General features: G+C 62.9%; 20 protein-coding genes and 1 tRNA gene. 8 read left to right on the top strand and 13 right to left on the bottom strand.

Annotated elements, in window-relative coordinates; all coding sequences use genetic code 11:
• Positions 1-20 precede the first annotated feature (20 nt).
• Together H9627_RS07660 and H9627_RS07655 are read right to left on the bottom strand one after the other, a co-directional pair.
• Positions 21-1,829 carry a BCCT family transporter gene (locus H9627_RS07660; protein ID WP_191733409.1) on the bottom strand — a complete coding sequence of 603 codons (1,809 nt, stop codon included), beginning with the start codon at positions 1,827-1,829 and terminating at the stop codon, positions 21-23.
• Positions 1,830-2,041: 212 nt separating this feature from the next.
• Positions 2,042-2,115 (bottom strand) — tRNA-Gly (locus tag H9627_RS07655).
• A gap of 64 nt (positions 2,116-2,179) precedes the next feature.
• Between H9627_RS07655 and dcd the strand changes: the two genes are divergently transcribed.
• Both dcd and H9627_RS07645 read left to right on the top strand, forming a co-directional pair.
• Entirely contained in the window at positions 2,180-2,761 is a 582-nt protein-coding gene (gene dcd / locus H9627_RS07650; protein ID WP_191733408.1) for a dCTP deaminase, read from the top strand.
• A gap of 84 nt (positions 2,762-2,845) precedes the next feature.
• Positions 2,846-4,159: a UDP-glucose dehydrogenase family protein gene (locus H9627_RS07645; RefSeq protein ID WP_191733407.1), complete on the top strand. Its 1,314-nt coding sequence runs from the start codon at positions 2,846-2,848 to the stop codon at positions 4,157-4,159.
• 59 nt (positions 4,160-4,218) lie between these two features.
• On the opposite strand, the gene H9627_RS07640 is transcribed toward H9627_RS07645, so the two are convergent.
• The 3 genes from H9627_RS07640 to H9627_RS07630 form a co-directional block, all read right to left on the bottom strand.
• The gene (locus tag H9627_RS07640) at positions 4,219-5,532 is read right to left on the bottom strand and encodes a pyridoxal phosphate-dependent aminotransferase (RefSeq protein ID WP_318247768.1); all 1,314 of its coding nucleotides are present in this window, start codon (positions 5,530-5,532) and stop codon (positions 4,219-4,221) included.
• Positions 5,533-5,624: 92 nt separating this feature from the next.
• Positions 5,625-6,272, bottom strand: a complete 648-nt coding sequence (locus H9627_RS07635; RefSeq protein WP_191733406.1) for an NADPH-dependent F420 reductase — start codon at positions 6,270-6,272, stop codon at positions 5,625-5,627.
• Positions 6,273-6,377: 105 nt separating this feature from the next.
• Entirely contained in the window at positions 6,378-6,971 is a 594-nt protein-coding gene (locus H9627_RS07630) for a DUF1707 SHOCT-like domain-containing protein (RefSeq protein WP_191733405.1), read from the bottom strand.
• Between the two features lie 356 nt (positions 6,972-7,327).
• Here H9627_RS07630 and H9627_RS07625 point away from each other — a divergent pair, with 356 nt between their 5' ends.
• Positions 7,328-8,488, top strand: coding sequence for a globin domain-containing protein (locus tag H9627_RS07625; RefSeq protein WP_191733404.1), 1,161 nt, complete (start codon positions 7,328-7,330; stop codon positions 8,486-8,488).
• Between the two features lie 155 nt (positions 8,489-8,643).
• Here the strand turns inward: H9627_RS07625 and H9627_RS07620 are convergent, their stop codons facing one another.
• The 6 genes from H9627_RS07620 to H9627_RS07595 form a co-directional block, all read right to left on the bottom strand.
• Entirely contained in the window at positions 8,644-9,234 is a 591-nt protein-coding gene (locus H9627_RS07620) for a DNA-3-methyladenine glycosylase I (RefSeq protein WP_191733403.1), read from the bottom strand.
• A complete protein-coding gene (locus tag H9627_RS07615; protein WP_191733402.1) occupies positions 9,231-9,425 on the bottom strand; it encodes a hypothetical protein in 195 nt (64 codons plus the stop codon). Before H9627_RS07615 ends, H9627_RS07620 begins: the two co-directional genes overlap by 4 nt.
• Positions 9,426-9,429: 4 nt before the next feature.
• Positions 9,430-10,425, bottom strand: a complete 996-nt coding sequence (locus H9627_RS07610; protein ID WP_191733401.1) for an SPFH domain-containing protein — start codon at positions 10,423-10,425, stop codon at positions 9,430-9,432.
• A gap of 145 nt (positions 10,426-10,570) precedes the next feature.
• Entirely contained in the window at positions 10,571-11,227 is a 657-nt protein-coding gene (locus H9627_RS07605) for a VIT1/CCC1 transporter family protein (RefSeq protein ID WP_225213596.1), read from the bottom strand.
• Positions 11,228-11,480: 253 nt separating this feature from the next.
• Complete coding sequence (locus H9627_RS07600; RefSeq protein WP_225213595.1) at positions 11,481-12,410, bottom strand: cytochrome b/b6 domain-containing protein; 930 nt, start codon at positions 12,408-12,410, stop codon at positions 11,481-11,483.
• A gap of 1,244 nt (positions 12,411-13,654) precedes the next feature.
• Entirely contained in the window at positions 13,655-14,740 is a 1,086-nt protein-coding gene (locus H9627_RS07595; RefSeq protein WP_191733399.1) for a GmrSD restriction endonuclease domain-containing protein, read from the bottom strand.
• A 230-nt stretch (positions 14,741-14,970) separates the two neighbouring features.
• Here H9627_RS07595 and H9627_RS07590 point away from each other — a divergent pair, with 230 nt between their 5' ends.
• Complete coding sequence (locus H9627_RS07590) at positions 14,971-15,636, top strand: YczE/YyaS/YitT family protein (RefSeq protein ID WP_191733398.1); 666 nt, start codon at positions 14,971-14,973, stop codon at positions 15,634-15,636.
• Positions 15,637-15,642: 6 nt separating this feature from the next.
• Here H9627_RS07590 and H9627_RS07585 read toward each other — a convergent pair whose 3' ends face one another.
• Complete coding sequence (locus tag H9627_RS07585; protein ID WP_191733397.1) at positions 15,643-16,854, bottom strand: MFS transporter; 1,212 nt, start codon at positions 16,852-16,854, stop codon at positions 15,643-15,645.
• Between the two features lie 59 nt (positions 16,855-16,913).
• On the opposite strand from H9627_RS07585, the gene H9627_RS07580 reads away from it, so the two are divergent.
• The 3 genes from H9627_RS07580 to H9627_RS07570 all read left to right on the top strand — a co-directional run bounded on the left by H9627_RS07580 (position 16,914) and on the right by H9627_RS07570 (position 19,254).
• The gene (locus tag H9627_RS07580; RefSeq protein WP_191733396.1) at positions 16,914-17,642 is read left to right on the top strand and encodes an AAA family ATPase; all 729 of its coding nucleotides are present in this window, start codon (positions 16,914-16,916) and stop codon (positions 17,640-17,642) included.
• Positions 17,639-18,358, top strand: a complete 720-nt coding sequence (locus H9627_RS07575) for an AAA family ATPase (protein ID WP_191733395.1) — start codon at positions 17,639-17,641, stop codon at positions 18,356-18,358. The genes H9627_RS07580 and H9627_RS07575 overlap by 4 nt, the downstream gene beginning before the upstream one ends.
• 68 nt (positions 18,359-18,426) lie before the next feature.
• On the top strand, positions 18,427-19,254 hold the full coding sequence (locus H9627_RS07570; protein WP_191733394.1) for an NADPH-dependent oxidoreductase: 828 nt from the start codon (positions 18,427-18,429) through the stop codon (positions 19,252-19,254).
• Here H9627_RS07570 and H9627_RS07565 read toward each other — a convergent pair.
• Positions 19,193-19,651, bottom strand: coding sequence for an SRPBCC family protein (locus tag H9627_RS07565; RefSeq protein ID WP_191733393.1), 459 nt, complete (start codon positions 19,649-19,651; stop codon positions 19,193-19,195). The genes H9627_RS07570 and H9627_RS07565 overlap by 62 nt on opposite strands.
• A 171-nt stretch (positions 19,652-19,822) precedes the next feature.
• On the opposite strand from H9627_RS07565, the gene H9627_RS07560 reads away from it, so the two are divergent.
• Positions 19,823-20,782: a hypothetical protein gene (locus tag H9627_RS07560; protein WP_225213594.1), complete on the top strand. Its 960-nt coding sequence runs from the start codon at positions 19,823-19,825 to the stop codon at positions 20,780-20,782.
• Positions 20,783-20,941 lie beyond the last annotated feature (159 nt).

Here is a 20,941-nt window from a genome sequence, read left to right as displayed (position 1 = left end):
AAAGTGGTCTGGGCGCGGTCCTATTTCCCCGCGCCCTCATCATCCTCCGGCACCCGCGGGCTGGAGATCTCGACATATTTCACCCGGTTGGCGCTATCATCCTCATCGCCATGGTGAATCTGCTCAAGCACAGCACCGATGACCGCCGGGTTGACGGGATCCTCGGCATCCTGGTCGGGGATGTGGTGGATGGGTCCAATGGGTTCAGGGGAGGCCACGGACTCGTTCTTCTCCCAGGTCTCGGGGTCATTGGCCGGTTCCCATTGTCGGGTGACCACCGGTGCGGCGACACCGGCATCATTCTTCAACGCCACGTACAGGCTGTACATCTGGATGAAGCCCATGACGAAGAACGGCAGGCCCACCACGATGATTGTCTGTTGCAGCGCGGTGAGTCCGCCTTCGCCGGTGGCCACCAGGAGCACCGCGGCCACTGCGCCCATGAGGGCGGTCCAGATGAGTTTCTGGTGGGTGGGGGCGAAGCGTGGCTCCTGGCCGGAGGCGATCATATCGGTGACCATCGCCGCGGAGTCCACGGAGGTGGTGAAGAAGATGATCACGACGAGGATGGCCAGCCCGGAGGTGAAGGTGGCTGCCGGGTAGTTTGAGAGGAACTCGAACAGGGCGCCCGGGATATCTCCCTCGCCGACTACACGATTGACCAGCCCACCCTCACCATTGCGCTCGATGTTGAAGGCTGCGGTACCGAAGACACCGAACCACAGCAGGGAGAACACCACCGGCAGGCCGAGGACACCGGCGACGAATTCACGGATGGTGCGACCACGGCTGATGCGGGCGATGAAGATGCCCACGAAGGGCGACCAGGTGATGGTCCATGCCCAGTAGAACACCGTCCAGGTGTTCTGCCAGGTCTCATTCTCCGGGCTGTTGGGAACGGTGTTGTTCCAGAATGCCAGCTCCGGCAGCCACCGCAGGTAGGTGCCCACGGATTCGAAGGTGCCCTTGAGGATCAGTACGGTCGGCCCGGCCAGGATGACAAAGATGAGCAGCAGGATGGCCATCAGGATATTGACATTGGACAGGATCTTGATGCCACGGTCCAGTCCGAGGGCCACCGACACCGAGGCGATCGAGGTGACCACCACGATGATCACCAGCTGGACCAGGGGGGATACCTCGATGCCGAACAGGTCCGCCAGACCCGCGTTGATCTGCAGGGTGCCCAGTCCGACGGAGGTAGCCACACCGAAGACGGTACCGATCAGGGCCACCACATCGATGGTCTTACCGATCGGCCCGTAGACCTTGGACCCCAACAGTGGGGAGAAGATGGAACTCACCCGTGGTGGCATCTTCCGTTTGTAGATGAAGTAGGCGAAACACAGCGCCGGCAGGGCGAAGATTGTCCAGGTGTGCAGCGCGAAATGGTAGTGGGTCAGCGCGATCGCCTGATTGGCGGCCTCCACTGACTCCGGTTCGGTGTCGCCGATCGGCGGGTTGGCGAAGTGGGAGATCGGTTCCGCCACCCCCCAGAACATCAGGATGGTTCCGATGCCGGCGGCGAACAGCATGGAAAACCACACCGGGGTGGAATATTCGGGGCGTTCGTCATCCCCGCCCAGGCGTACGTGTCCGAAACGGCTGACCGCGATGAGCACCAGGAAGATGAGGAATACGGTGACACCCAGGATGTAGAACCAACCCAGGTTGGTGAGAAGCCAATCGGAGGCGGTGCCGAAGACATCGGAGACGGTATCCCCGGCGACGATGGTAATGATCACAAAGACGGCCATGATGCCCACCGAGGAGAAAAACACCACCGGATCGGTCTTCAGTCGAAGTGCTCGGGCCAGACGTGTCAGCATGCGGGGATCCTCACGTGATTCGGTTATTGGACGTTCCCTCCATCTGTACCGACTCGATCAGAGGGTGTCACCCGCCCCCAGGCCCGAAAATAGGAAAAAACCCAGCAGCAGCTGGGCTTTCCCTGTGTATAACGATTGCCTAAAGAATGCTTTTCGACGAAAAGCGATCCCCGATCCCACCCCGCTGGGATCATGGCACCTGCATGAATCTGTGGAGCCGGTGACGGGAATCGAACCCGCGCCGCCTGCTTGGGAAGCAGGGGTTCTACCATTGAACTACACCGGCATTGGTCTTGCGACCACCTGATAACTATAGCAGGTCGGTGTCGGGGGTGACGTACACTGGTCACGTGCTTCTTTCAGATCGTGATATTCGTAAGTCAATTGACTCCGGTGACCTGGGGATTGATCCATTTGATCCCGCGTTGATCCAGCCGTCGAGCATTGATGTCCGCATGGATCGGTACTTCCGTGTCTTCAACAACTCGAAGTACACCCACATCGATCCCAAGTTGAACCAGGATGAGCTGACCAGCCTGGTGGAGGTGGTCGACGGGGATCCGTTCGTCCTGCACCCGGGCGAGTTCGTCCTGGCTGCCACCCTGGAGAAGTTCACGCTTCCGCATCACCTCGCCGGACGCCTGGAAGGCAAGTCCTCCCTGGGCCGGCTGGGGTTGCTGACCCACTCCACCGCAGGTTTCATCGACCCGGGTTTCAGCGGTCACATCACCCTGGAGCTGTCCAATGTGGCGAATCTGCCTATCACCCTGTGGCCTGGGATGAAGGTCGGCCAGCTGGCGCTGTTCATGATGAGCTCACCCGCTGAGACCCCGTACGGTTCCGGTTCCCTCGGTTCCAAGTATCAGGGGCAGCGGGGGCCCACCCCGTCCAAGGGGTACCTCAACTTCGCCAGCGAGCAGGACTCCGACTAGGGGGCCTGTCCGGTCGCGGACCTGCCATAAACATGTTGAGATGAACGTTATTCTTGACTCTCGAAAGGAAGCGCTCACATGCGGATGACAGTGATTGGTACCGGGTACCTCGGCGCGACCCATGCGGCGTGCATGGCGGAGCTGGGCCATGAGGTGATCGGGGTGGATGTAGATGAGGCGAAGATCGCCTCGCTGCGTGACGGGAAGGTTCCCTTCTTCGAGCCCGGTCTGCCCGAGGTTCTCGAGCGCAACCTGGAGAACGGCCGGTTGTCCTTCTCCACCTCCTACGGGGATGCGGCCGGGTTCGCCCACGTCCACTTCCTTGCTGTCGGCACCCCGCAGAAGAGGGGATCATTCGCTGCTGATCTGAGCTATGTCCGTCAGGTCATCACCTCCCTGGTGCCCCTACTGGAGGGCGATCACATCATCTTCGGCAAATCCACCGTGCCTGTGGGCACCGCCGTCGAATTACAGGAACTGGCCGATTCCCTCAGCCATCCCGGCACCTCCGTGGAGATCGCGTGGAACCCGGAGTTCCTCCGCGAGGGTTACGCGGTGAAGGACACCATCACCCCGGACCGCATCGTGGTGGGCATCCGCGAGGGTTCCACCGCCGATGAGGTGGCCCGCGAGGTCTACGCCACGGCCATCGGGGGCGGCACCCCGTTCCTGGTCACGGACCTGGCCACCTCCGAGCTGGTGAAGGTTTCCGCCAATGCGTTCCTGGCCACCAAGATCTCCTTCATCAACGCCGTCGCCGAGATCTGTGAGGCCACCGGCGCAGACGTCGTGCAGCTTGCCGACGCCATCGGCCACGATGACCGCATCGGCCGGAAATTCCTCGGCGCTGGCCTCGGTTTCGGTGGTGGCTGCCTGCCCAAGGACATCCGTGCCTTCATGGCGCGTGCCGGCGAACTGGGCACCGACCAGGCACTGACCTTCCTGCGTGAGGTGGATTCCATCAACATGCGCCGCCGGGACCGGATGGTCCAGCTGGCCCGCGAGGTCTGTGGGGGATCCCTGCTGGGCAAGCGGGTCACCGTCCTGGGTGCCGCCTTCAAACCGAATTCCGATGATGTCCGTGACTCCCCGGCACTATCCGTGGCGGGTTCCCTGTCCCTGCAGGGCGCAGCGGTGTCGGTCTACGACCCGCAGGCCATGGACAATGCACGCAAGGTGTTCCCGACCCTCGGATACGTCGACAGTGTCCAGGAGGCCCTCGAGGATGCCGATGTGGTCGTACTGGCCACCGAATGGCAGGAATTCCGCGACCTGGATCCCGTGGCCTCCGCCGCGCTCGTTGCGCAACCGGTGATCCTCGATGGCCGTAACGTCCTGGATGTCCAGGCGTGGAAGGATGCCGGCTGGACCATCCACGCGCTGGGCCGCAACGTCTAGATTCAGCAGCACAAAGGCCCCGCCGGTTTCGGCGGGGCCTTCTCACTATGTGGGGTGTTCTACTGCTTGTAGCTGACCAGGAAGTTACCCAGTCGCTCGATGGCGTTTTCCAACTGGGACGCCCACGGCAGGGTGACCACGCGGAAGTGGTCATGGTGGGGCCAGTTGAAACCGGTGCCCTGCACCAGGAGGATCTTCTCCGAACGCAGGATATCGAGCATCAGCTGGGTGTCATCGTGGATCTCATAGACATTCGGGTCCAGCTTGGGGAAGGCGTACAGCGCACCCATCGGTTTGTAGCAACTGACACCGGGGATCTCATTGAGTTTCTCCCACGCGACATTGCGCTGGTTGAGCAGACGTCCGCCCTCACCGGTGAGCCCGTAGATGGACTGCCGGCCACCGAGTGCCACCTGGATGCCGTGCTGTGCCGGGACATTCGGACACAGGCGGGTGCCGGCGAGCAGCTCCAGGCCGTCGATGAAGCCCTTGGCGTAACGCTTGGGGCCGGTGATGATCATCCAGCCGGCGCGGTAGCCTGCGACACGGTAGGCCTTGGACAGACCGTTGTAGGTGATGCACATCAGATCGGGGCACAGGGTGGCCATGTTGATGTGCTGGGCATCGTCGTAGAGGATGCGGTCGTAGATCTCATCGGCCAGCACCAGCAGATCATATTCGCGGGCGACATCCGCGATCTCCTGCAGAATCTTGCGGGAGTAGACAGCACCGGTCGGGTTGTTCGGGTTGATCACCACGATGGCCTTGGTCTTCTCCGTGATCTTGGAGCGGATGTCCTCGATGGAGGGGTTCCACTCGTTCTCCTCATCACAGAGGTAGTGCACCGGTTTGCCACCGGACAGGGAGGTCGCGGCGGTCCACAGCGGGTAGTCCGGTGCCGGGATGAGAACCTCATCGCCGTCGTTGAGCAGGGCCTGCATGGTCATGGTGATCAACTCGGAGACACCATTGCCCAGGAAGACATCATCGACATCGAAGTTGGGGAAGTCCGGGATGACCTCATACCGGGTCACCACGGCACGACGTGCGGGGATGATGCCCTTGGAGGTGGAATACCCCTGGGAGGTGGGCAGGGCGGCGATCATGTCACGCATGATCACATCGGGGGCATCGAACCCGAAGACGGCCGGGTTGCCGGTGTTGAGCTTGAGGATGTTGTGTCCATCAAGTTCCATGCGTTCCGCCTCCGCGGCCACCGGGCCACGGATCTCGTACAGCACGTCCTTCATCTTCTCCGACTGATCGAAGATGCGGCGGGTGGTCCGCCGAACCGGACGCGCTGCCTGATCCGCGCCCACTGCCTTCGGGGCGGTGTCGGTGGTCTCTGAGGTGTTGCGCTTTTTGGTAGTCACCCGGTATATGTTGCCACTTTGTTGCAGCAGTTGAAAGTAAACCGCTGATCACCTACCCCGATGGTGTCAGGGGCGGGCGTCGACAAGCATCTTTAACGTCGGCTCATGGCGAGCTCACGGAGGTCGGCGGCGGTGAGCCACACCCCGAACGCCTCGTGGCCCGGTTCGAGGATGCGACCATTGGCCAGGGGGCCGATGTTGACCGGGTCGAAACCGATGCGGTCGATGAACTCCGCGACCATCCCACCGGCCTCCTCGTCATCGGTGGCGTACCCCAGCGCGCGACGCTCACCCTCGTGGGCGGCGTCCTGCTCGAGCTCGTGATAACCGATGTGGTTGAGGGATTTCACCAGACGTGCGCCCTCGAAATACTCCGCGATGACCTCGGAGGTGGAGCGCTCATCCGTGTCGAGCTCCTCCATGGGGCCATTGACCGGGACCCAGTGGTTCATGGTGTCAATGACCACCTTCCCGCGCAGCGAGCCTGCATCCACCGACGGGTATTTGTGCAGGGGCACGGCCAGAATGACAAGATCAGCGCCGTCCACCGCATCCGCGGCGGTCATCGGGGTTGCTCCCGGCATGAGGATCTCAGCGGTGAGGGCGATCTTGTCCACCGCTCCCGAACCGGCTACCCGCACCGTGTAACCTGCGGTAACAGCCGCCCGGGTGACGGAGGAACCAACGCGACCTGCGCCGAGAATAGCGATTGTGTGGTTTTTGGTCTGGGGCTGCGTCATCGAGAACAACACCTTTTCATCTTTGTTGAGGGTTTGTGCGTGGCCCGGGGCAGCTTGGGGCGCCAAGGCCAGCTTGTTTATAGATCAACAAAGTTGGTGGTGGTTTTATTTCCGCCTGTTGTTCAGTGCATCCTCCGCGGCCTTCAGTGCGCGGTTGGTGATCTTGCCGGTCAGCTCCTTGCGCTGGGCACGCAGTTCAGCGGCACGGATCTTCTCCTCCTTGCGCAGCTCCGCCAGGCGTTCGCGTTCCAGCTGGCGGGCGCTCGGGGCATACCACTCGGTCGGGCCGACCTTCATCACGTAGAGGAGGATGAACACAATGGGGATGAGGGCGAGGAGAACCGGGGCGAACGGGGTGGTGCTGGCCAGTACCGCGGTGCCGGTGATGGCCCCGACAGTGGTGAGCCCGAGGAGGCCAGCGCGGGGGCGGGCACCCTTCCGGTGCAGCTCATTGACCTCGCTGGCGGTGTAGGTCATCTCCTGGCCCGCGAGCACCGCGATCTCCCGCTGGGGAAGATCGATGAAGAGTTTATTCAGGTCCTCGCGGGTCGTGGCCGCCGCGACCGCGGAGCAGCGATCATCCGTCTCCTCCATGGACAGGCGCCCCTCGGCATAGAACTGGCCCAGAGCTGCAAGAGCCGCCGACCGTTCACTGTCGCTGACACGGACATGCGGATCTCCCGGAAACTGTCTACCCATGCCCCCAAGACTAGTGCGATGGGCGGGCATTCGGAATCGGGAACTTCCCCGAGATGGCCGGGGTGGCTGTGGTGCCGTGTTGATTTTCGGTGGTTGCGACGGGGCCTCATGTCGATTGGGGTGTGGGAGCGGGGGTGACGACGGGGATCCGTGGTTATTCATGCTGTTGGGCGCATTTTGCCCGGATGTTTCAGGTTTTAACAAATAGATTAAATCGAATTGATGGGACGATTTGTAGTCATCCGAAAGTTGTAGCTATTCCTCAGATGCCGGTTAATTAGTTAGAGTTTGGCCGTAGTTAATCAAACGGGGCTCCCCGCCCCAGTTCCCAGCATCCCCACCCCGGAGGTTTCACCGTGATCGTCTCGACCAAGCCAATAACCGACCGCAGCAGGCTGTCCGAAGCCCACGCCGAGATGATCAAGGCGACCCTGCCACTGGTCGGGGGCAAGATCAACGACATCACCCCGGTCTTCTACAACCGGATGTTCACCGCCCACCCGGAACTGCTCCGCAGCACCTTCAACCGTGCCAACCAGAAGCAGGGCGATCAGCAGAAGGCACTGGCCGCCTCCATCGCGACCTTCGCCACCATGCTTGTTAACCCAGAAGCTCCGGACCCAGTGGACATGCTCGCCCGCATCGGCCACAAGCACGTCTCCCTCGGAATCACCGCCGACCAGTACAACATCGTCCATGAGCACCTGTTCGGCGCCATCGTCGAGGTGCTCGGTGCAGACGTGGTCACCCCACCGGTGGCCGAGGCCTGGGACGCCGTCTACTGGCTCATGGCCAACGTCCTCATCGACCTGGAGAACGACCTCTACGCCTCCAACGACCTCGCACCGGGCGATGTGTTCCGCCACGTCACCGTCACCGGCAAGAAGCAGCTCAGTGACAAGGTCTGGGAGTACACCTTCGAGGGCGACCTGGTCACCCCGGCGCCCGGCCAGTACACCTCCGTCGGCGTGAAGCTTGCCGACGGCGCACGCCAGCTCCGCCAGTACTCCCTGCTCAGCGGCACCGACACCCAGTACCGCATCGCCGTGGAGGACAACGGCGAGGTCTCCACCTTCCTCCGCGACAACGTGGAGGTCGGCGACACCATCGAGGCCAGCGTCGCTGCCGGTGACCTGGTCATGAACGACGATGCCAACCCGGTGGTCCTCATCTCCCAGGGCATCGGCTCCACCCCGATGGTGGGCATGCTCACCCAGGTTGCGTCCGAGCGCCACGTCACTGTCCTGCACGCCGACCAGTCCGAGAAGGATCACGCCCAGCGTGGGGAGATGGCCTCGCTGGTCGAGGGGCTGGACAACGCCGCCCTCTACACCTTCTACCGCGACGCGGACCAGTGGCTCAATGTTGCCGGCCACATCCCATCCGATGCCTCGGTCTACCTCTGTGGTGGCAACGAATTCCTGCAGAATGTCCGCGGCCAGCTTCAGAACCTTGAGAATCAGCCCCGCGAGATCCGCTTCGAGCTCTTCTCCCCGAACGACTGGCTGATCTCCTAGCTCTGGTAGCTGGGTTGGGGGGATCTGTTGGCCTGTGAGCACGGGGGTGCTCACAGGCCAACAGCTGTGTGGGTTCGGACGGTTTGGGTGCGGTTTTCGGGTGTAGTTGTTGGCCTCAGTGCAACCCCGCGCTCACAGGCCAACAGCTGTGCCACTCATCCCGGCCAGACCCCGGAACTGCCCCGGCGGTGGCTGGATAGCAGGTGGGTGTCCACCATTCCGATGGCTTCCATAAGCGCGAACATGGTGGTGGGGCCCACGAAGGTGAACCCCTCCCGCTTCAGGGCCGTCGCCAGCGCCCGGGATTCGGCGGATTGGGTGGGTACCTCCTCCATGGTCCGGGGTCGCGGAGTTTCTGCTGGCTGGAAGCCCCACACGAAATCGACCAGGCCACCCTTGTCGCGCAGGCGGAGGGTGGCCCGCGCGTTGGTGATGGTGGCGCGGATCTTGCGCTCGTTGCGGATGATGGTCGGGTCGTCGAGAAGCTTCTCGACGCGTCCCTCACCGAACCCGGTTACCTGCTCCGGGTCGAAATCACAGAAGGCGGCGCGGAAGGCGGGGCGCTTGCGCAGGATCGTCGCCCAGGACAGGCCCGACTGGAAGGCCTCCAGGGAGATGCGTTCGAAGAGTCCCTGCTCATCGCGGACGGGCATGCCCCATTCGGTGTCGTAGTAGTCCCGAAGGAGGGGATCGGTGGCTGCCCAGAGTGGGCGTGCCAGACCATCCGCGCCGGTGATGGTGCTCATGGCTGCTCCTTCGGCCGGCCCGGTTTCGGGATCTCACCGATGTTCTTCGGGAGTCGGCCGGCGCGGCGCAGCTGATCTCGGAGCATCATTTCAATCTGGGCGTTGGTGCTGCGGGCCTCGTCGCCGGCCCAGCGTGCGATTGCATCGTACACCGCGGGGTCGAGGCGCAGCGGCACCTGTTTGCGGGCCATGATCTTAGTGGTAGAGGCTGCCGGCGTTGACGATCGGCTGCGCATTGGTATCAGAGCACAGCACCACCAGCAGGTTGGAGACCATGGCCGCGCGACGTTCGGGATCCAGGTCCACGATCTCGCGTTGCTGCAGCTGCTCGAGGGCGGATTCGACCATGGTGACGGCACCTTCGACGATGGTTTCGCGGGCGTCGACAATGGCGGATGCCTGCTGGCGCTGCAGCATGGCCTGGGCGATCTCCGGGGCGTAGCTGAGGGAGGAGATGCGGGCCTCGATGATCTCGATGCCGGCGACTGCGGCGCGTTCGGCGACGGCGTCGGCAAGCTCCCGGGAGACCTCCTCGGTGGAGCCGCGCAGGGAGATGCGGCCGTCGACAGGCGCGTCGTAGGGGTGCTGCGTTGCGACGTGACGCAGTGCAGACTCCGCCTGCTGGGTTAGGAACTGCTCGTAGTCCTCGACGGCGAAGCTGGCCTGGGAGGTGTCGGCGACCTGCCACACGATGGTGGCGGCGATGTTGATGGGGTTGCCGTTGTAGTCGTTGACCTTGGCCTCCTCGGTTTCGAAGTTGCGCACGCGGATGGAGACGCGCTTGGCCACGGTCAGGGGCGGAATGAAGGAGAGTCCCGTGCGGCGCAGCGTGCCGATGTAGCGGCCGAAGAACTGCGTGGTCATGGTGTGTCCGGGACTGACCACCTTGATGGACGTGGCCAGGACGATGGTGGCGATGAGGAAGATGACGCACGAGATGATCAGGCCGGGCAGTCCCTCTGCCCCGGCGGTGGCCTCCAGGGAGTTGATGGCATTGATGCCGGTGACGACCGTGATGATCAACACGGCGATCAGGAGGATGAGCGCCACTGCGGCCGGGCCTGCACCCAGCGACCATACCGGTCGTTCCTTGATGCGGACGCGGGTGCCCTCGTTGCCCACCGGTTCGGTGGCAACGGCGACTGGGGTGGCCTCTGCGGGGTTGTCGGGGAGGTTCTGTTCCTGCTTCATGGTGTCGATCCCTTCGGGTGGTAATCGGGAAGCGCGCTGGGGTGGAAGATTAATCTGATATCAGAATACAGGAAAGTGATATCACATTTCAAGGGTTTGCTACATTCCCGACTGACAGCCCGACCTCTCAGGCCGTTCAGGCCGTTCAGGCCGTGATGTCGAACAGCGCACCCACCCCGTAGGTCAGCGCCAGCCCCAGGGCACCTCCGATCACCAACCGTGCGCAGGCCCGCGGCACCGAGGTGCCGGCCAGACGGGCGGAGAGTGCCCCGGTCAGCGCCAGGGTGATGAGCGTGACGACGAAAACCACCACCGCCGTCCATCCTTCAGGCGCGATGAATACCGACAGCAGGGGCAGCAGTGCGCCCAGGAGGAACGCAATGGCTGATGATGCCGCCGCGGCCATGGGTTTGGTGGGCTCACTGTCGTCAATGCCCAGTTCCAGCTGGAGATGTGCAGCCAACGGATCGGTACGGGAGATCTCGGTGGCGGCCCGGTGGGCTGTCTCATCCGAGATTCCGTACGACTGCAGGATCCCGGCGAGCTCCGCATGCTCCGCCACCGGATCCTCCACCAGCTCGCGCCGTTCCTTCTCAATGAGGACCTTCTCGGTGTCCTTCTGGGACGAAACCGACACGTATTCACCCAACGCCATCGACACCGCACCCGCAATGGTGGAGGCGATGCCGGCACCGAAGATCACACTGTCACTGGCACCCGTGGCGATCACACCGAGCAACAGTGCAGCCACGGACACAATGCCGTCATTGGCACCCAGGACCCCGGCACGCAGCGTATTCATCCGGTTGTGATGACTGGAATCATGGGGTTCAGGCAGGGGATGGGGAACAGCAGCAGACATGGTTCATCAGCTCCGGGTAGAGGTGGATAAGCGGGGATGCGCTATAACACCAACCCTATGCCTGAACAGGCAATACCGACAGCAAGGGCAGGCAATGCATGCCCTTCCTGTCGGTGGGGTTCGGGGCTGTGGAAGATCAAAGGCCGTGGCCGGAACCCCGAGGGGTCCAGCCACGGCCACGACTGTGTGGGGATCAGCGTGCGGTGACGGTACCGAAGCGCTTCGCAATCGGCGCGACGATCGACGGCCGCGCGGCGACAAGCCCCGCCGCGATGACCACCAGCGAGGCGACAAAGAGCCAGAACCCGGTCCAGTTGGTGGCATCCTGCCCGGCATACATGTGGTTAAGATTCCGCAGCGCGCCCGTGGCGAACACCAGGAACACATGGATGATGGTGAACACGATGTAGAAGATCATCACCGGCATGTGGATGGCGCGGGCCACCCCGATCGGCAGGATCTTATTGAGCACCTTGTTGTCCTTCGGCCAGTAGGCGGACATCCGCACACCGGAGAGGATCGACAATGGCGCGGCCACAAAGACCACGACGAAGTACGCCAGTTCCTGCAGGCTGTTGTAGTTGACCCACCCGGTTTCCATCGGCCAGTCCAGGGAGAGGTACTGCAGGCCCGCGCTCGCGGCATTGGGGATGAACTCCCAGCTGGTGGGCACAATCCGCATCCACTGACCCGTGCTGAACAACAGCACATAGAACACAACACCGTTGAGCACCCACAACAGATCAAGTGACAGATGCAGCCACAGGAGCAGCGAGATCTTCTTGCCACCACGTTTCGAGGTCCAATAACCCTTCGGGCGTCTCGTCTGGTTGATCTGGATACCGGTCCGGATGATCAACACCAGGAAGAACATATTCAGGAAATGCTGCCACGCCAACCAACCCGGAATGCCGACAGGGGCGCCCTCCGGGTTGTCGTACTTACCCGGATACCGTGCCACGAAATCCTGGGCGAGATCGGTGGTGAGGAACCACCTGGCAGCAACCACCGCTATCGCAGCAACCACCACTGCGGCGAGGAGGAACATGCCGAGCGTCCCTGACCACTGCTTCCTGGTCAGAGGTTTGAGCAGGCTATAGCGGAGGGAGAACTGCTTTCTCAACTCCTCGACCCTCAGCGCCGTTGAGCCCTTGGTGCGGGTGTCCGTGTTGGCGGTAGAGGGTGCGGCAGGCTCTGGTGCTGAGGTTCGTGCAGGGGCTGCTGCTGAACCTGGGGCGCCGGGAGCGACCGGAATGCCGGGAGCGGCTGGGGAGCCGGGAGCGCCGGGAGCTCCAGGGGTGGGGATGCCTGGGGCTGGGACCGCCCCCGGGGCACTGATCCCACCGGGCGCGGGCACGGCTGAACCTGGGACTGCAGCACCCGGCGCGGGAGTTCTCGGAACCGTCGCGCCAGGGGCTGGTGGAGCTGCTGGAGCCCCGCCAGGAGCTGGTACTGCTGAACCCGGGATAGCTGCGCCTGGTGCGGCTGCGCCTGGTGCGGCTGCGCCTGGTGCGGGCACAGCCGCGCCCGGGGCGGGGGTTGAGGTGCCTGGAGCAGGAATAACGGCACCCGGTGTCGGGATCGACGAACCGGGCGCGGAGGGTGTTACCGCACCCGGTGGAGGTACAGCGGCGCCTGGCGTGGGAATCGCAGAACCCGGCGTCGGCACGCCCGTCGGGGTGGCTGCGCCCGGAGCGGGGATGGCTGCGCCCGGAGCGGGGATGGCTGCGCCCGGAGCGGGGATGGCTCCACCCGGGGCGGCCGGAGGGGTGGCAGCAACCGGTGCGGGGACCGCCGCACCCGGTGCCGGAGGGGCCTGAGGTGCCGGTTCGTTTGTCACAGCGGGTGGCACCGCTCCGCCCGGTGCGGGAACGGCACTTCCGGGCGGAGGCGGGGAAGTGGTGGGGTTCGGAGGTTGATTGCCATCCATATGGGGTGTCATCTCTAGGTGCAGATCCGTCGAAGTTCGCGTTGTGGTGGTCATATCTAGGCCAAGCTATCGTCTCGTGTTCAGGGTAATGCCCGGGAATGGAAATTCCACATCAGCGGGCCATTCGACGGGCTGGGGATGCCCGCAGCGGGGCTGGTGCCAGTCGGAATGGGTGGGACATCAACTATGAAAATTGCAGACAGGATTGTCTATTAGAAATGAACTTACATGTCTATATGGAGGGCATGGAAGTTTTGAATCACAAAAATTCAGGCCCGGCGCGGGGTTCGGGGTGTTCCGGGTTTCCTGCTTATCGACGAAACGCCATCGTTGGCCGCAGGTCTGTGCGGATGCCCAACCCCGGAATCAGGCCAGCTGAGCTTGCAGGAAAAGCCGTGTAGAACCACGAAGAGCCACCTCAATGAGGTGGCTCAGTGTCAGTGTTCGCAGTTGATGCCGTCGCCGTCACCGTCGCGGTACCAGTTGTATTCGGGATTAACACCCTGGATGTAGTTGCCGTATCCAGCGGCGATGGCCTGCTTGCAGTTGGGGAACTGCGGGTCGGTGCCCGCAGCTTCAACCGGCGCCACCGGTGCCGGCGGAACAACAGCAGGCTGCACCGGAGCAGGGGCGGGAGCTTCCGGGACGGGCGCAGGAGCCTCCGGGGCCGGAGCTACCGCTGCCGGGGCCACCGCGGGCTGTTCCACCGTGGTCGTGCTGGTGACATTGATGGTGTAGACCGTGTCGTCGGTGGGCACTTCCTGGCCGGGGCAGGCGTCGAGAACGCGTATCATGGCGTCCTTTTCCGCGGCGGTCACCCACAGGTCATAGCGGTGTTTCACGGCGATCTGGCGGGAGACGTAATCGCAGCGGAATGACCTGTTGGCGGGCAACCAGGAGGCTGCGTCGCTGTCGCTCTTCTGCTGGTTGGCCGGCCCGTCCACCGCGAGCAGGTTCAACGGATCATTGGAAAATGTCCTGCGCTGGTCGGCGGTGAGCTGCTGGGCGCCCTTCTGCCAGGCATCCGACAGGGCGACGACGTGATCGATCTGCACTGCGGTGGAGGTGTCCTGTCCCCGCTGGAAGTTGATCTGCGTTGCGGTGTACGGATCATTGAGCACGCCGGTGAGCACCACGCAGTCCTGGGTGTTATCCCGGTAGATCACCTGCTCCAGGTCACGGTCGAGGATGTCATTGCGGGTGTCGCAACCATTGTGGTCCACATCGGCCCAGGCGGGTCCGAACTCGTCGCGGCTGTATCCGGTCTTCGGGGCACGGCCCTTGACCTCCAGGATGTTGAGAACATCGACGGCCAGGTTGCTGTCGGGGTCTGCAGCAACCGTGGTGGTGGCGGTGGTTGATGATGGGGAGCTCTCGGCCTGCGCCGATGCGGTGACCGACGTCGTCGTCGAGGTGCTCACCGGGGTGCTGGTGGTCTGCTCCGACTCCGGGGCCTGGCAGCCGGTGAGGGCGAGCAGAAGGGTCAGGGCAGATCCGGCAATAGCCAGGCGGGTAGTCCGCATGGGGGCACCTCTTCTTCAAAGCAGTGAAACAACTGTTGTTTCCTAACGCTACAGGTGTTGTTCACGATTTCGTTATCTAACTGTGTGTCATGGGCACCACACACAGGCCGCAGGGGATCTCCTCGCGCGATACAGTCTGTTCCTGGCCTCACATGCCAATTCTTATGTCAGGACTATGATCATCAAAGATACATATAGTTAATTTTGATAAGGATCGGTTGCCCGCGCATATGAGTTCCAGGAATGTTGTTGACGCGCTCAGGCGGGCAGGTATCTTCACCCTCGGCATGTTCATCATGGCGTTCGGTATCGCCATCTCCATCCGGGCGAATCTGGGCACGGGGCCGGTGATCTCCCTGCCAACGGTGCTATCCTTCGCCCTGCCGTGGTCGGTGGGCACCCTGTCGATCATCTTCAATATGGTGATGATGGCGTTGTCTCTGCTCATCAGTCTCATTGCACGGAAACGCTTTCCACTTTTTCAGCTGATGCAGATCCCGGCGGCAGTCCTCTTCGGCTTCTTTATTGATTTCTCCATGTCGCTGACCCCCTGGGTTGCTCCCGGGAACTACCTGATGCAGTGGGTGTATGTGGTGATCAGCGTGATCATCATCGCCCTCGGCGTGCACATCGAGATGAAACCGAGATTCACTTACATCCCCGCCGATGGTGTGGTGGCACTGCTCGCGATGGTGACCCCCGTGAGGGTGAGCACCCTGAAGATGATCTTCGACTGGAGTCTGGTGATCATCTCGACGATATTGTCCCTGATCCTGCTCGGGGGATTGGAGGGGGTCCGCGAAGGTACGATATTCGCTGCCTTCGGTGTGGGATTCACCATGAAGATCATCGCCAACATTGAACAGCAGTTCCGGGTGGATCGACACTATGATTAGCGCGGATCAGCGCTTCTCGGCGGTTCTTCTGGGACGTACCAGAAATGATTGCACCAGCACCACCAATAGCACCAGCCCGGCCAGGTAGGGCATGCCCGCGGCGCCGACGATGATACCTCCCAGCAGGCCACCTGTGGCACCGGCGAGGTTCATGGTCAGGTCGGAACGTCCCTGGGCGCGGGCACGGTGGTGGGCTGGGGTTGCGTCGTTAAGCATCGCGGAGGAACCCACTAGCGCCGAGTTCCAGCCCAGGCCGAGCAACACCAGGGAGGCGATCACTGACCACTGCGGTTCCGGCCAGATCACCAGCAGCAGCGCGGAGGCGGCGAGCATGCCGAAACCCAGCCCGATGGTGACACCACGCCCGACGCGGTCGGTGAGGATGCCGAACAGCGGGGACAGGGCGTACATGCCCGCGACGTGGAGGCTGATGGTGAAACCGATGATGGTCAGACCCGCGCCGTGGCCCTGCATGTGCACGGCGGTCATGGACATGATGCCCACCATGGAGAAATGCGCGACGGCCACCGATGCGATCGCGCGCCGGGCCATCGGGGTGAGGGTGGCCGGGCTGTCATCCGGTGCGCTGATCACACCTGGTTTCAGGCCCTTGGGCAGGGTGAACATCCAGACGGCGATGGCGATGAGCTGACCGATGAGACTGAGCACATATGCGCCGGCGTGTACCTCCAGCCCGACCATCTCGCTGAACCGGGCGCTGGGGGTGAACAGGTTCGGGCCGACAATCGCACCGATCGTGGTGGACCACACCACCAGCGACAGATCACGCCCACGTGTCGATTCTGCAGAGACATCGGTGGCCACAAACCGCGCCTGCAGATTCACCGCGCTCATCGCGCCCAGAAACGCGAACGCGATCAGCACGACGGGGAAGAGCCCGAACTGGGCGCCGATCACCGCGAGCACGGCGCCCACCGCCCCCAGCAGCATGCCGGTGCTTAACGACGTCCGCCTGTCATACCTGCTCACCATTCTCGCGAGTGGCACCGCCCAGATGGCGGCACCGATCGTGGTCAGGGTCGCCGCCGACCCACCCCAGGCCACGCCCGCCATGGAGGCGGCGAGCAGACTGCCCATGGACAGGGTGATGCCGTTGGACAGGCCGATCATGATCTGGGCGAACATCAACCCGGCGAGCACCTTCTTACGTGCCGGGTGCGCGGCAGCCTGGGTGGTTTCTGTGGTCCCTGCGGTCATGGACGTAACCATAAACCAGCGGGTGGACACGAATACCCCCACGGGGGAGGATCGGGGTTATGTTCCTCACCGCAGCACGTCTTGATGATGACCCGGACACCCTGGACCCGTATCTCCGGGACCTCGGTGTGGTGCAGGCCCTGAGGTCCTCACCACTGCGTTTCCAGACCCCGGTTACCGTGATCACCGGGGAGAACGGGGTGGGGAAGTCCACACTCATCGAGGCCCTGGCGGTGGGGATGCGCGCCAACCCCGAGGGCGGGTCGAGGCATGCCCGGTTCCAGACCGTGGGGGAATCCGTCTCACCGCTGGGTTCGCTGCTCACCCTGTCCCGCCGGGAGAACCCGCGCGATGTGTTCTTCCTGCGCGGGGAGTCCTATCTCAATGTCGCCCGGTACTACGAGGACCTGGATCCCGCGCCCCGGGGCGGCCCCCGGATGGATGATCTGTTGGAGATGAGCCACGGGCAGGGACTCATGGCGCTGATCGAACGGCGATTCCACGACCACGGTCTGTTCCTTCTCGATGAGCCGGAGGCAGGGCTGTCGGTGCTGCGCCAACTGGAACTGCTGGGCAGGTTGTACCACCTGGCCAGACGCGGCTCGCAGATCATCATGGCCACCCACTCGCCGGTGCTGCTGGCCATCCCGGAGGCCCAGATCTGGGAGGTCACCGCAGGTGGCGTGGAGACCGTGGCCTTCGATGCCGCCGAATCCGTCCGGGCTGCGCGCGAGTTCGTCGCCGATCCCCGCGGCACCGCCCGGTTCATGGTCGGGGAGGGGGCATGACTGCCTTCCTCCGCAGCTATTATGCCTTTGACCAGCCCCTCGGTGATGCGGACGGGTGGGTGTATGCGGTACCGGCGTTCCGGGCATTACGTGCTGTCGGTGCGCTGGATTTCTGTGCGCCGATCACCATCATCACCGGGGAGAACGGGGTGGGTAAATCCACACTCCTGGAAGGTATTGCCGTCAGTTGTGGCTTCAATGACCAGGGCGGTCCCTTCGGGGCATCTCCGGCGGGACGTAAGAATCCCCTACGCGCGGTGGCCGGGGTGACCAGGGGACCACGCGCCATGGAAGGGTATTTCCTGCGCGCCGAATCCCACTTCAACGTGGCCAGCGAGTACGGCAACAACGCACCGGGGGTGAGCAACCTGCACCGGATGTCCCACGGGGAATCCGTCATGCACATCGTCCGCGAGGCGTTCGCCGGCAACGGGCTCTACCTGCTCGACGAGCCCGAAAGCGGCTTGTCGACGATCCACCAACTCACCCTGCTCGCCGAACTGCACCTGTGTGCACAGGCCGGGGCACAGATTGTCGTCGTAACGCACTCGCCGATCCTGGCGGCGATCCCCGGCGCGGAGATCTGGGAGTTCACCGCCGACGGCGGCTTTCACCGTGGGCTCGACGTGGAGGAGACCACGGCGTTCCGCGCGTTGCGGGATTTCCTGGAGGATCCGGAGGAGATCGCGCGGTTCATGGTGGAGGTGACTCGTTGAGGCCGGGGGCGGGCAACCCCCATCGGTAGCCTGGATAGGCAGACCAACAATCGGAAGGACCAACCGCCATGACCATCAATGACAACGCCCGGGAACTCCTCAATGCGAGGTATGGAACCGAGCTCGACTGGGAACCAGGGGAGTGGAATGACACCCTCAACGTGATCCTCAGCCACCGTTCCGTGCGTAGATGGCTTGATGAACCCGTCAGTGAGGAGCAGGTCCGGAGCATCGTGGCGGCCGCGCAGTCCGCGCCGAGTTCCTCCAACAAGCAGACCGTTTCCGTGGTGGCGGTGCAGGATGCGGAGATCAAGAAGGAACTGCAGGTGGTCGGTCGTCAGATGTTCAACCATATCGAGACCGCACCGGTGGTGCTGATCTGGTGCATCGACCATTCCATCGCGCGACTTCTCGCGGAGCGCGAGGGCAAGGAACTCGGTGCCCTGGAGTATTTCGACGAGGCTGGCCTGGGCTTCCTGGATGCCGGCATCATGTCGCAGAACGCGGCGATCGCGGCGGAGTCGATGGGCCTGGGCACGGTCTATCTGGGATCAATGCGCAATGACATGGAGCGCGTCCAGGAACTCCTCCACCTGCCCACGCACGTCGTTCCGGTGGTCGGCCTGGCCATCGGCCACCCCGACCCCACCGAGCGCGCCGGCATCAAACCCCGTCTGCCGCAGGACGCGGTCCTGCACTGGGACGCTTACGGGGCGCCGCGTCCCGAGCTTATCGACGCCTATGACACCGCCCTGGACACCTACTATTCTCGGTATGGCCAACACCAGCTGTGGTCACACCAGTTTGTCTCCCGCCTCGGCGCGGAGAGCATCATTAAAACCAATCGTCGGCTCGTTCGTCGCGTGCTAGAAAAAGCTGGCTTTGGCCTGCGATAGCCTCCACCAATAGAGCCAACCGGCGGAGATCCTCCCGGACCAACTGGCAGTCCCTCTCAAACTCGGCATCGGTGGAGTCAAGCCGCAGGACGGTGAATGTCACCTCCGACCCATAAGGGTGTGGGGTGACGCGCAGAGGGTTATAGGAACGGATGCCGTCGGAGAGCGTGACAGTGTGATCCAAGATCCCCAGCTCATTCCAGGGTACGAACTCTGTGCGCGCCGGGCCCATCGGGGCATTCAGAACAACCAGATCATCATTGATGACGTCGACTGTGCCGGTGGCCAGGCCGGCGGCCCACTGGGGCAGACGCTTCACATCACGGGCGATCTCATACACATCATGTGGTCTGGCATTCACGAGGACTGAGATATGGGCCGAATCCGAAGTCAGCATGAATCTCAGGATACGCACTTCACCCCAGGTGGGGCATGGATCTGCTGTTGAGTTATTCACAGGCTGCGCTGCTTTTCTGCGTTTTCCACCTCATCTGTGGATAACTTTTTGCGCCCTTTCCGCAGGACTGGTTGATTCAGAGGCATGGGGGCACTCATCAGAACATCAGACATGACGACAACGAAACGACGGAACATCTACCGACATCACCAGGACGGCCAGGTATCCAAGCTGGCACCGGGGATCTTTATCTCCCGCGCCGCCTTCGATTCACGCGACCCCTGGGATCGCTTCCAGCTCCGGTGCGCCGCAGTGGGATATGCCTATCCCCGGTACACACTGGTGGGCAAGGCCGCAGCCGCGGTGTGGGAAATTCCATTCGGCGACCTCCCTGGGCGGGTGGAGCTGGCACGATTGAACGGGGCAGGCGGACTGGGTACAGACCTTGTCAGAATGCGGGGTTTGGCGCCCATCCCGGGTCAGCCACCTCAGATCCACCGGGGTGTCTTCGTGACGACACCCCTTCAGACCGTCCTTGACCTGGCTAGATGGTACCCCATTGCAGATGCGGTGACCGCCGCTGACCACTGCCTGCACCATAATATGTTCAGCGTTTCGCAACTGGGCGATCATGCTGCTCATCTCGCACGCCACAAGGGAGCCGGCAACCTCAGCACGTTGCTCATGCTGGCCCACGGCGCCTCGGAAAGTCCCCGTGAATCCGCCCTGCGGGTGGCGATATGGGAGAACGGCTTTCCCGCGCCACACCTCCAAGCATCGATCATCGATGAATCAGGTCAATTTCTTGGACGCGCGGATGCGTTGTTCGCGGACTCATCGGTATTGGTGGAATACGACGGCCGCAGTAAATACCGGAACTCTCCCGACCAGACGACCGAGCAGGCACTGATGGAGGAGCGCCGCCGCGAAAAAGACCTGCTGAATCTGGGCACCCGCATGATCCGGGTGACAGCCGAGACCTTCACCAGTGGCCAGTGGATCCATGATCTCCGCCGCGAACTCGAACTCGGTAAGGGACGCCCCCTGGACCAGCGATTATGGGCTTCAAAGGGCCTCGGCTGGGGAAGCCCACAGGACAAGCGACCCCAGGGATTGATCTACCCGATCTAAGTGGGTGCGCTCCCGCAGCCTGCATTTGTTGGCCTGAGTGCAGCCTCGTGCTCACAGGCCAACAGCTGGGCTGGCATCCCGACCGGGATGACCTTTTTGGGGCCTGGTTGTTGGCATGAGTGCAACCTTGCGCTCACAGACCAACAGCTGGGCTGAAAT

The organism is Corynebacterium gallinarum (genome assembly GCF_014837045.1).
GTDB classification, from domain to species: domain Bacteria; phylum Actinomycetota; class Actinomycetes; order Mycobacteriales; family Mycobacteriaceae; genus Corynebacterium; species Corynebacterium gallinarum.
Note: the sequence above shows the minus strand (reverse complement) of the source record. Positions and strands in the feature narration are given on the sequence as shown.

Bases quoted from the DNA above. Each gene is read 5' to 3' on its own strand.
- H9627_RS07595 (WP_191733399.1), bottom strand. From the start codon at position 14,740: ATGCGGACTACCCGCCTGGCTATTGCCGGATCTGCCCTGACCCTTCTG.
- H9627_RS07565 (WP_191733393.1), bottom strand. From the start codon at position 19,651: ATGCTGACTTCGGATTCGGCCCATATCTCAGTCCTCGTGAATGCCAGA.
- H9627_RS07645 (WP_191733407.1), top strand. From the start codon at position 2,846: ATGACAGTGATTGGTACCGGGTACCTCGGCGCGACCCATGCGGCGTGC.
- H9627_RS07585 (WP_191733397.1), bottom strand. From the start codon at position 16,854: ATGACCGCAGGGACCACAGAAACCACCCAGGCTGCCGCGCACCCGGCA.
- H9627_RS07580 (WP_191733396.1), top strand. From the start codon at position 16,914: ATGTTCCTCACCGCAGCACGTCTTGATGATGACCCGGACACCCTGGAC.
- H9627_RS07630 (WP_191733405.1), bottom strand. From the start codon at position 6,971: ATGGGTAGACAGTTTCCGGGAGATCCGCATGTCCGTGTCAGCGACAGT.
- H9627_RS07635 (WP_191733406.1), bottom strand. From the start codon at position 6,272: ATGACGCAGCCCCAGACCAAAAACCACACAATCGCTATTCTCGGCGCA.
- H9627_RS07660 (WP_191733409.1), bottom strand. From the start codon at position 1,829: ATGCTGACACGTCTGGCCCGAGCACTTCGACTGAAGACCGATCCGGTG.
- H9627_RS07620 (WP_191733403.1), bottom strand. From the start codon at position 9,234: ATGAGCACCATCACCGGCGCGGATGGTCTGGCACGCCCACTCTGGGCA.
- H9627_RS07570 (WP_191733394.1), top strand. From the start codon at position 18,427: ATGACCATCAATGACAACGCCCGGGAACTCCTCAATGCGAGGTATGGA.
- H9627_RS07615 (WP_191733402.1), bottom strand. From the start codon at position 9,425: ATGGCCCGCAAACAGGTGCCGCTGCGCCTCGACCCCGCGGTGTACGAT.
- H9627_RS07590 (WP_191733398.1), top strand. From the start codon at position 14,971: ATGAGTTCCAGGAATGTTGTTGACGCGCTCAGGCGGGCAGGTATCTTC.
- H9627_RS07575 (WP_191733395.1), top strand. From the start codon at position 17,639: ATGACTGCCTTCCTCCGCAGCTATTATGCCTTTGACCAGCCCCTCGGT.
- H9627_RS07560 (WP_225213594.1), top strand. From the start codon at position 19,823: ATGACGACAACGAAACGACGGAACATCTACCGACATCACCAGGACGGC.
- H9627_RS07610 (WP_191733401.1), bottom strand. From the start codon at position 10,425: ATGAAGCAGGAACAGAACCTCCCCGACAACCCCGCAGAGGCCACCCCA.
- H9627_RS07605 (WP_225213596.1), bottom strand. From the start codon at position 11,227: ATGAATACGCTGCGTGCCGGGGTCCTGGGTGCCAATGACGGCATTGTG.